Source organism: Aeromonas molluscorum 848 (genome assembly GCF_000388115.1).
GTDB classification, from domain to species: domain Bacteria; phylum Pseudomonadota; class Gammaproteobacteria; order Enterobacterales; family Aeromonadaceae; genus Aeromonas; species Aeromonas molluscorum.
The window spans coordinates 1-8802 of the sequence record NZ_AQGQ01000163.1 but is presented as its reverse complement, the minus strand read 5'-3'; the positions used below and the strand labels follow the sequence as shown (position 1 = coordinate 8802).

At 63.8% G+C, this 8802-nt stretch carries 8 protein-coding genes and 1 pseudogene; 3 read left to right on the top strand and 6 right to left on the bottom strand.

The window, feature by feature from the left end:
* Together otnK and ltnD are read right to left on the bottom strand one after the other, a co-directional pair.
* A partial coding sequence (otnK, locus tag G113_RS16885; protein ID WP_005907626.1) for a 3-oxo-tetronate kinase occupies nt 1–1267 on the bottom strand: 1267 nt, incomplete at its 3' end.
* Nucleotides 1264–2166, bottom strand: coding sequence for an L-threonate dehydrogenase (gene ltnD / locus G113_RS16880; RefSeq protein WP_005907625.1), 903 nt, complete (start codon nt 2164–2166; stop codon nt 1264–1266). The genes ltnD and otnK, both read right to left, overlap by 4 nt.
* Nucleotides 2167–2418: 252 nt before the next feature.
* On the opposite strand from ltnD, the gene G113_RS16875 reads away from it, so the two are divergent.
* Nucleotides 2419–3234, top strand: a complete 816-nt coding sequence (locus G113_RS16875; RefSeq protein WP_005907624.1) for a DeoR/GlpR family DNA-binding transcription regulator — start codon at nt 2419–2421, stop codon at nt 3232–3234.
* A 258-nt stretch (nt 3235–3492) separates the two neighbouring features.
* On the opposite strand, the gene G113_RS16870 is transcribed toward G113_RS16875, so the two are convergent.
* From G113_RS16870 to G113_RS16855, 4 genes are all read right to left on the bottom strand, one after another.
* Nucleotides 3493–3624 (bottom strand): entericidin A/B family lipoprotein, encoded by a 132-nt coding sequence (locus G113_RS16870; protein WP_236611797.1) that lies wholly within the window; start codon nt 3622–3624, stop codon nt 3493–3495.
* A gap of 59 nt (nt 3625–3683) precedes the next feature.
* Nucleotides 3684–4760 (bottom strand): PQQ-dependent sugar dehydrogenase, encoded by a 1077-nt coding sequence (locus G113_RS16865; RefSeq protein WP_005907621.1) that lies wholly within the window; start codon nt 4758–4760, stop codon nt 3684–3686.
* 154 nt (nt 4761–4914) lie between these two features.
* On the bottom strand, nt 4915–6021 hold the full coding sequence (locus G113_RS16860; protein WP_005907620.1) for a 3-deoxy-7-phosphoheptulonate synthase: 1107 nt from the start codon (nt 6019–6021) through the stop codon (nt 4915–4917).
* Between the two features lie 221 nt (nt 6022–6242).
* On the bottom strand, nt 6243–7049 hold the full coding sequence (locus G113_RS16855) for a siderophore-interacting protein (RefSeq protein ID WP_005907619.1): 807 nt from the start codon (nt 7047–7049) through the stop codon (nt 6243–6245).
* 386 nt (nt 7050–7435) lie between these two features.
* On the opposite strand from G113_RS16855, the gene G113_RS16850 reads away from it, so the two are divergent.
* Both G113_RS16850 and entE read left to right on the top strand, forming a co-directional pair.
* A complete protein-coding gene (locus tag G113_RS16850) occupies nt 7436–8596 on the top strand; it encodes an isochorismate synthase (protein WP_040319346.1) in 1161 nt (386 codons plus the stop codon).
* Nucleotides 8593–8802: pseudogene (gene entE, locus G113_RS16845) on the top strand (2,3-dihydroxybenzoate-AMP ligase); the annotation flags it as partial. The gene G113_RS16850 and the pseudogene entE, both read left to right, overlap by 4 nt.

The window sequence follows — 8802 nt, the reverse complement described above, 5'->3', positions numbered from 1 at the left end:
CACGTAAGGCCTGTTCACTCATTGCCATGCCTCCTGGGCCGTAGGAGAAGAAGTGTTCGTCACCGAAGTTGCCGGACTTGAGCGCCAGGGAGAGAGGGCTGCCGATGGCCCGCACCCAGGGCACTCCGGGCGCTATCTGCGGGCCAATGTGGAACGCCGAGAGCCCCAGGGCCTGAGTGACCCGACTCGAGGTCTCGCCGCCGGCGATGATGAGGTTGCTGACCCCGGCAGCCACCAGCAGGCGGGCCACGGCGGCAAAGCAGGTTTCCACCGCGTCGCTGGCGGCCTGAGCCCCGTACTGGCGCTGGATCTCGCTCAGGGTCTCGGGCGTGGTGGTGGCATAGAGCAGGGGCGCCGGGCCCTCCCCCTGGCTCAGCAGCCAGTCGGCAAGTCGGGCCGGGTAGGCGGGATCCGTGAGACAGGCCTCTACCGACAGGGCCTGGCTCGGTGCCAGCGTGCGATAGTGGGCTACCTGACGATTGGTCATCTGGGAGCAGGAGCCGGACAGGATGGCGCAGCGCCCCGGCTGGGGGTGGCCTGATGCCCGGGCCGTCTCGGCCTGGCCCTTGCCAAGGATCCGGGCCAGGCCGATGGCGAGCCCGGAGCCCCCCGTGACCAGGGGCCAGTCGCGCACGGCGGCGGCAATATCCAGCAGGTGCTGCTCGGTCAGGGTATCGACCACGGCGTAGCGATAGCCATCTTCCCTGAGGGTGGTCAGGGCGGCGGCAATGGCGGCGGGCCCGGCCGCTATGGTATTGAAGGGCACCAGGCCGGTGCGTCCGCGTCCCTGGGCATCCATCAGCCGCAGCAGATTGCTGTCGGTCATGGGGGTGAGCGGGTGGTGGCGCATGCCGGATTCCGCCAGCGGGGTGCGATCCACGAACAGGTTGCCTTGATAGACGGTGCGACCGTTGACTGGCAGAGAGGGGCAGATCAGGGTGAAGTCGCTACCCAGGGCCTCGAGCAGTGCATCCGTGACCGGCCCTATGTTGCCGTGCGCTGTGCTGTCGAAGGTGGAGCAATATTTTTGGTAGATGCGATCGCAACCCTGTTCGCGCAGCCAGGCGAGGGCGGCGAGGGAACTGACCACCGCCTCATCGGCCGGGCAGGAGCGGCTCTTGAGGCTCACCACCAGGGCGTCCGCCTGGGGCAGGACAGCGCTGTCCGGGATTCCAGAGAGTTGCAAGGTGGCGAGGCCATTTTCCACCAGGAAGCCCGCGATGTCGGTCGCGCCGGTAAAGTCGTCTGCAATCACCCCGAGTTTCATGATTTGGCTCCCGGCAGCGTGATGCCCGCATAGGCCTTGATGACGGCGCTGTCGTCCTCCTGGCCGTGACCGGCGTTGCTGGCGTTGAGGAACTGATTGAGGGCGGCGCTCGCCAGAGGTAGCGGGAAATTCAGTGCCTGGCCCTGTTGGGCGACCAACTTGAGATCCTTGACGAAGATGTCCACCGCAGAGCGGGGGTTGTAGTCACCGCTCAGTACCCTTGGCATGCGGTTTTCGAACATCCAGGAGTTGCCGGCGGCCTGGGTGATTACCTGATACATGAGATCCAGCGGCACACCGGCGCGGCTCGCCAGCGCCATGGCTTCGGCGGCGACTGCGATGTGAACGCCAGCCAGCAGCTGGTGGATTATCTTGACCGTGCTGCCCTGACCCGGGCGCTCGCCGATGGTGAAGACGTGCGTGGCGACCGCCTCGAGCACGGGTTGCAGGCGGTCGAAGGCGGCCTGGGGGCCTGCTGCCATCACTGTCATCGCACCGGCCTCGGCCTTGACGGCGCCGCCGGAGACGGGGGCATCGAGTACCAGCAGCCCCTGAGCGGTCAGCTCGCTTGCGATGGCTTCTGCCTCCTCGCTGGCGATGGTGGCGCTGATCATGATGGCGGTACCCGGCTTGAGGCGACGAGCCAGCCCCTGTTCTCCCAGCAGAATACGGCGGACCTGCGCGGCATTGACCACCAGCAGCAGTACGGCATCGAGCCGGTCTGCGATGGCGTTGGCATCCGCCCCGACACTGGTGGCACCGGCGACGGCCAGTCGCTCGCGGGCCGCCGGGTCGAGATCGATGCCATGGGTGTGGAGCCCGGCCCGCAGGCAGGAAAGGGCGGCGCCCATGCCCATGGCGCCAAGGCCGATGACGGCAACCTGATAAGGGTGAGACATGCTGGATTCCTCTATGAGACGGCGTATGGGCTCATAGTAGGGATTAACGCCGGTCAAATATCAGGCTTGAATCACATTTTTTAACTATCTAGGTGTTATTTTTTGTGATTTGATTCGGTTGAACCCCTTTATTAGGCTCAATATGGCATTTCATGTGTGATTAAATGTTAATTTTGCTGGCTGTGATGAAGTTTTATCATTTTTTACCATCCTGCTGGGCTAGAATGGCGGCTCCATTCAGGAGGCGGCCCCATGATCCCCATAGAACGACAGCAACAGATATTGCAGATGCTGGCTGAGCGCGGCGTAGTCAGCATTTTGGCCCTCACGGAGCGGCTCGGGGTCTCCCACATGACGGTGCGCCGGGATATCCAGAAGCTGGAGCAGCAGGGGCGGGTGCTGTCTGTCTCGGGAGGGGTCAGCCTGGCTCAGCGCATCACCAGCGAGCCTTCCCATGCCGCCAAGCGCAGCCTGATGCAGGAGGCCAAGTTGGCCATCGCCCGTCTGGCGGCGGATCAGGTGCCGGCTGGCTGCACCGTCTATCTGGATGCGGGGACTACCTCCCTGGAACTGGCCCGGGAGCTGGCGCTGCGCGATGACCTCATGATAGTGACCAATGACTTCATGGTGTGCGCCTACCTGATCGAGCATGGCCTGGGCCGCCTCTATCACACCGGCGGCATGGTGATCCGTGACAACCAGTCCTGCGCCGGGGAGGCGACGGCCCACTTCCTGAGCAACCTGCATCTGGATATCGCCTTTTTGTCATCCTCTTCATGGGACCTGCATGGCATCTCGACGCCGAATGAGGAGAAGGTGCCGGTCAAGCGCGCCGTGGTAGAGGCGGCCTCGACCCGTATCCTCATCTGCGACTCCTCCAAATATGGCAAGGTAGGGACTTTCAAGGTGGTGGGCTGGGAAGCCATCGATCAGGTGATAACGGATGACAGGCTGGCCCAAAATGCCAGGGATATGCTGGCCCAGCACGGGGTCCAGTTGTCTCTGGTAAGCCTGGGCGCGGATCCCTTTACTCAGGCCAGTACAAGGGGCTCTTCCCCGGTGCGCTAGCTCTTCGCTTCCATGGTCTGACGCTGTGGCGCCGTCATTGAGGGTCCCCGGCAAGCAGTAGCAGGGAGGGGAATGCTGACAGAAAAAGGCCGTGAAGGGGTCAACAGGGGAGTCTGGTTGGCAGCAGGCCAATGCAGCGCGGAAACGGGCTCTTTCCCTTGGCCGCGCAAAACGCGGTGGCAAACCCAGGCGGTCAGTGTTGCGTGATGGGATAGGAGAGGGAGAGCCAGGCGGCAGCAGGGTACCGCCCGACTTGGACTATTTGTCGGCGCTCTTTTGGATCTTCTCGCCGACCTTCTCGACATCTTTGCCCATGCCGCTCATGGTGTTGCAAGCGAACAGCAGGGCGCAGCAGAAGATAATCGTCAGGGTTTTCAGGGATGTCATCATTGTGCTACTTGTACAAGTGAGAGGAATGCCAGCAACTTCGAGTCTAGTCGAGGTGGGGCTCAGGGGGCCACACGTAGCAGCTTGCCTGCCGCACTATCGGTGAGCAGATAGAGGGCGCCATCCGGTCCCTCTTTGATGGTGCGGATCCGCTCTCCTCGCTCGGTCAGCAGAGCCCGCTCGGCGATGATACTGTCGCCAGCCAGGGTCAGCTCGACCAGTTTCTGACCCCGCAGGGCACCGATAAAGAGCTTGTCCTGCCATTGGGGGTAGTGATTTCCCGAATGGAACAGCATGCCTGACGGGGCGATGGAGGGGACCCAGACCTTGAGCGGGCCCGTCAGTCCGGGGGCAGAACCGCCCTCGCCAATCTTGCCGCCGCCATACTCCTCGCCAAAGCTGACTCTGGGCCAGCCATAGTTGTTTCCCCTCTCTATCAGGTTGACCTCATCCCCGCCCTGGGGCCCATGCTCGTGGGCCCAGAACTGCCTGGCCACAGGCCGCCAGGCCGCCCCCTGCATGTTGCGATGACCCAGACTCCAGATCTCGGGCAGGGCGCCCCGCGTGTGGATGAAGGGGTTGTCATGCGGCACGCTGCCGTCCCGGTTGAGACGGACCGTCTTGCCGAGGTGATTGTCGAGACGCTGGGCCTGGTCACGATAATGGAAGCGATCGCCGAGGGTAATGTAGAGCAGGCCATCGCTCCCCAGCACCAGACGGGACCCGAAATGGGCACCGCCCGACACCTTGGGGCGCTGGCTGAACAGGGGTTGCAGGGAGACCAGGCGATCGTCTTGCAGCCTGGCCCGGGCGACGGCGGTGCTGCTGCCCCCCGGGCCGGGTTCGCTGTAGCTGAAATAGAGCCAGCCCTGCTCATCTTGCGCCAGATCGAGCAGGCCTCCCTGGCCCTCGGCTGCTATCTCGGGCAGGCCAGCTACCGGATGACGCTGACCATCGGCGCTGATGCGCAGCAGGCGGCCGGGTCGTTCGCTCACCAGCAGATCGCCGCCGGGCAGGAAAGCCAGCCCCCAGGGATGCACCAACCCCTGGTGCACTATCTCGACCTTGAGCGGGCTTGCCCTGGGCAGGGGGGCCAGGGTAAAGCAGAGCAGCAGACAGAGGGTGAAGCGCAGCAGCATGGGAGACCCTGGATGAAGGGGAACATCGGCCAAGTATAGAGGTGGAGGCGCAGCCTGCTCCGGGTCTGGCATGGCGCCGTTATGGGGAGGACTCATGGCCGTCGGGCATGGAGGGCCGGCACCGCCTTCATTCGGGCGGCGCCAGCTGTCGAGGTCATCCGGCGAGCCGGGCATCCCACTGGGGGAGTTGTGCTCTCTCGGCCAGGTGCTGACGGCGCCGATCCGACACGGCATCGGCCAGCATGGCGAGCAGGTGCAGACTGTCATCCCAATGAAGGCAGGCATCGGTCACTGACTGGCCGTAAGTGAGCTCGCTCAAGGGGGCGGGGGCCTGGCTGCCTTCGATCAGGAAGCTCTCGGCCATGACGGCGGCGATGGCCTGGCTACCTTCGGCCAGCTGATGGCAGATCGCTTCGGCCACCCTGAGCTGGTTCTTGTGCAGTTTCTGGCTGTTGCCGTGGCTGCAATCGACCATGAGCCGTTCATTGAGCCCTTGCTGGCGCAGCTGCGTGGCGGCGGCCTCCACATCGGCTTTGTGGTAATTGGGATGGGCTCCCCCCCGCAATATGATGTGGCCAGCATCATTGCCTTCACTGCGGATCACGACCATGCCGCCCTGGCTACCGGGCGCCGTGAACAGGTGGGAGGCCCGGCTTGCCTGGATGGCATCCATGGCGACCCGGACATTGCCATCTGTGCCGTTCTTGAAACCGACCGGGCAGGGCAGGGCGGAGGCGAGTTGACGATGGACCTGGGACTCGGTGGTGCGGGCACCGATCGCTCCCCAGCTGATGAGGTCGGCGAGATAGAGGAAACTGGTGGTATCGAGAAACTCGGTGGCGGTGGCCAGGCCCAGCTCGCCAATGTCGAGCAGGAGCTGGCGCGCCAGTCGCAGACCCAGGTCGAGATCATGGCTGCCATCCAGATGGGGATCGAAAACCAACCCTTTCCAGCCTACTGTGGTACGCGGCTTTTCGAAGTAGGCCCGCATCACTATCTGCAGACGATCACCATACTGCTCGGCCAGAGGGGCCAGCCGCCTGGCATAATCGAGAGCGGCGTTGGGATCGTGCAGGGAACAGGGGCCTATCACCACCAGCAGGCGGTCGTCTGCACCGCTCAGAATGTCGCTGACCTGCTGACGATGCCGTGCAATCCGGGTCTGCATGGGGGCCGGGCAAGGGTGTTGTGCCAAGAGTTCGGCCGGGGTGGGGAGTGCTGTCACTGCGCAGGCACGCATTACCGAGTTCAAGACTGCCATCAGGGTTACCTTGTGATGCGAACGGAATAGAAGGCGTTGGGTGCAGCACAGATCTTGTGCTGTTGATGGGGCTAAACCAACACCTTAATTGAGAGTGATTATCATTATCTTGTTTTGTGTCCGACATGCAAGCACTAACGAGAGGCGCATCAAAATGGGGGGCTGAAACCAGCAGGGCCCGGGCTGGCACAGCGCGGGCCCTGACAGGAACTGATGGAAGATCAGCTGTCCATCACGTCGTGGCGGTCATGATGGTAAGCCTCTTCATCCTTGCCATGGCGCCAGTAGGGCACGGCATAGACACGGCTGCGATCCACCTCCAGGGTACGCCTGACGTGGCGACGCATGGGCACGACCAGCCCTTCCTCGCCACCGAACCAGAAGTAGCTGTTGTCGCCGGTCATGGGCTGGCTGGTGAGATGGCTGACCAGGGGCTCTGTCTGCTCCGGGGTGCCGACAAACCAGCGCAGCTCGACCCCGGCCGGCAGCGGGATGTCCAGTATGTCTTGCTCATGGGGCACCAGCAGGGCTATGTGGCCCTTGGCCTGGGGCGCCATCACCTCTGCCATGGCGCAGATGGCGGGCAGGGAGGTGAGATCCCCCACCATGTAGTAGTGGTCGGCGCGTTGCAGCATCGGATTGGGGCCACCGGGGCCCGAGATGGCGAGTCTGTCCCCCGGCTTGACATTGAGGGCAAATCGGCTGGCCGGGCCCGTCTCGCCATGGAGCGCGAAGTCGATATCCAGCTCCAGCACCTCGGGGCGAAAGGCGCGAATGGTGAAGGTGCGCATGATGGGCCTCTGACTAGGATCTTCCCAGCGCGGGCCTTGCGGGGTGGGCGTTGGCAAGACGGCATGGGCCTGTCCGGGTTGCGGCAGCATGATCTTGATATGGGCGCCACCGCAGGTGAAGGGGTAGTCGGCGAGATCGGGGCCTGTCAGGCAGACTCGGCGCAAGTGGGGGCTAAGATCCTGCACTTGTTTGACGTTAAGCAGGCGGGGACGATTGACTGGAACGGGCTGGGACATGGGAAGACTCCTGGCTGACAATGGCGCTTATTCTTATTTAAATGAAAATAATTATCAATTGCCTGTGAGGTTCTATGTCGGCTGGCATCTTGTCATTCGCAGCCGTGTTCCCGATCGCCTCTGACCAGGCACTCCCCTCTCTGACACCCGAGGCCAGTCCAGTCATCCTCTGTCGCAGCACAGGTTAGGGGAGGCGCCCCTGGCCCAGGGGCTGGCGTCTTGCTGCTTGCCACCCTCTGTCCCTGTACGGCTATATCCCTATAAAGGTTCCAGTTATGTCCCGAGCAAATTCCATTGACCCGGGGATTTCAAAGCGAGTATTTTAGCGCCGCACGATAACGGACTGATAATAGTTATCATTTGTAGTCTTATTCGATGGGTGTGAAATGGATACTCAAGTGATGGAAACCCGCGCGCCGGTTCAGGCTGCGCCCCCCGACGTCCTGTTCACGTCGAGCCAGGGAGAGATCCGGGCCAATGATCTGGGTCAGCCGATCCGAACGCCAGCCTGTGAATGGCCCTTGCTGGCGCGGCAGATAGACGCTGCCATGGCCAAGGCCAGGGCAGCAGGCCAGGTCAATCCCCTGCTTATCGGCGCCTTCGCCTTCGACCCCGCCGAACCCTCCTGCCTCTATGTGCCAGGCCACGTCGAGCGCAGCGAGCGCTGTCAGCGTGAATCCGGCCCCCAGGCCTCGAACCAGGCCATCTCGGTGCAGAGCACCCCTGCCGCCGCCGAATTTCAGGCCTCGGTCAGCGCCGCCCTGGACGCGTTCGCCCAAGGTCAGCTCGCCAAGGTGGTACTGTCGCGCAAGCTGATCCTCACCCTGCACAAGCCCGCCGACCCCGAGCTGGTGCTGGCCCGGCTGATGGCCCAGAATCCCCATGCCTTCCACTTCTCCCTGCCCCTCGATGGGACGCGCCGCCTGCTCGGCGCCAGCCCGGAGCTGCTGCTGCGGGTCAGCGGGGGAGAGGTGTTCACCCACCCGCTGGCGGGCTCCGCCAGACGGGCGAGCGAGCCGGCGCAAGACGAGGCGGTGGCCCGGGATCTGCTGGCCTCCCGCAAGGATCAGCATGAACACAAGTTGGTGATCGACGAGATCCGCCGGGTGCTGACCCCCCACTGCCGCGAGCTGGCGATCCCGTCCAGCCCCTCGCTGATGAGCACGGATACCCTCTGGCATCTGGGTACCCCCATCGCCGGCCAGTTGCACGGCAACGAGGCATCGGTGCTTTCCTTGGCCTGCCAGCTCCATCCCACTCCGGCCCTGTGCGGCTATCCCACGGATCTTGCGCGCCAGTTCATCCGCGAGCAGGAGCCCTTCAGGCGCGCCCTGTTCAGCGGGATCGTCGGCTGGTGCGACAGCCAGGGCAACGGCGAGTGGGCCGTGGTGATCCGCTGCGGCGTGCTCGATGGCCATCAGGTGGAGCTGTTTGCCGGCGCCGGCATCGTCGCGGGCTCGGATCCCGCCATGGAGTGGGCCGAGACCGGCACCAAGCTGGGTACCATGCTCAAAGCCCTGGGCCTGAGTCCGGAGGTGGCGCAATGACCCAATCCAACCGCTTCCTGCCCTATACCCGCTGGCCTGATGCCTTGGCCCAGCGCTACCGTGCCAAGGGCTATTGGCGTGGCGAGCCGCTGACCGCCATGCTGGCGCGTCAATGCGAGCTGGCCCCCGAGGCCGAGGCCATCCTCTGCGGCGAGCGCCGCTTCAGCTATGGCGAGCTGGACGCCGGCTCGAGCCGGCTGGCCGCG

Bases quoted from the DNA above. Each gene is read 5' to 3' on its own strand.
- ltnD (WP_005907625.1), bottom strand. From the start codon at position 2,166: ATGTCTCACCCTTATCAGGTTGCCGTCATCGGCCTTGGCGCCATGGGC.
- G113_RS16875 (WP_005907624.1), top strand. From the start codon at position 2,419: ATGATCCCCATAGAACGACAGCAACAGATATTGCAGATGCTGGCTGAG.
- G113_RS16870 (WP_236611797.1), bottom strand. From the start codon at position 3,624: ATGATGACATCCCTGAAAACCCTGACGATTATCTTCTGCTGCGCCCTG.
- G113_RS16865 (WP_005907621.1), bottom strand. From the start codon at position 4,760: ATGCTGCTGCGCTTCACCCTCTGTCTGCTGCTCTGCTTTACCCTGGCC.
- G113_RS16860 (WP_005907620.1), bottom strand. From the start codon at position 6,021: ATGGCAGTCTTGAACTCGGTAATGCGTGCCTGCGCAGTGACAGCACTC.
- G113_RS16855 (WP_005907619.1), bottom strand. From the start codon at position 7,049: ATGTCCCAGCCCGTTCCAGTCAATCGTCCCCGCCTGCTTAACGTCAAA.
- G113_RS16850 (WP_040319346.1), top strand. From the start codon at position 7,436: ATGGATACTCAAGTGATGGAAACCCGCGCGCCGGTTCAGGCTGCGCCC.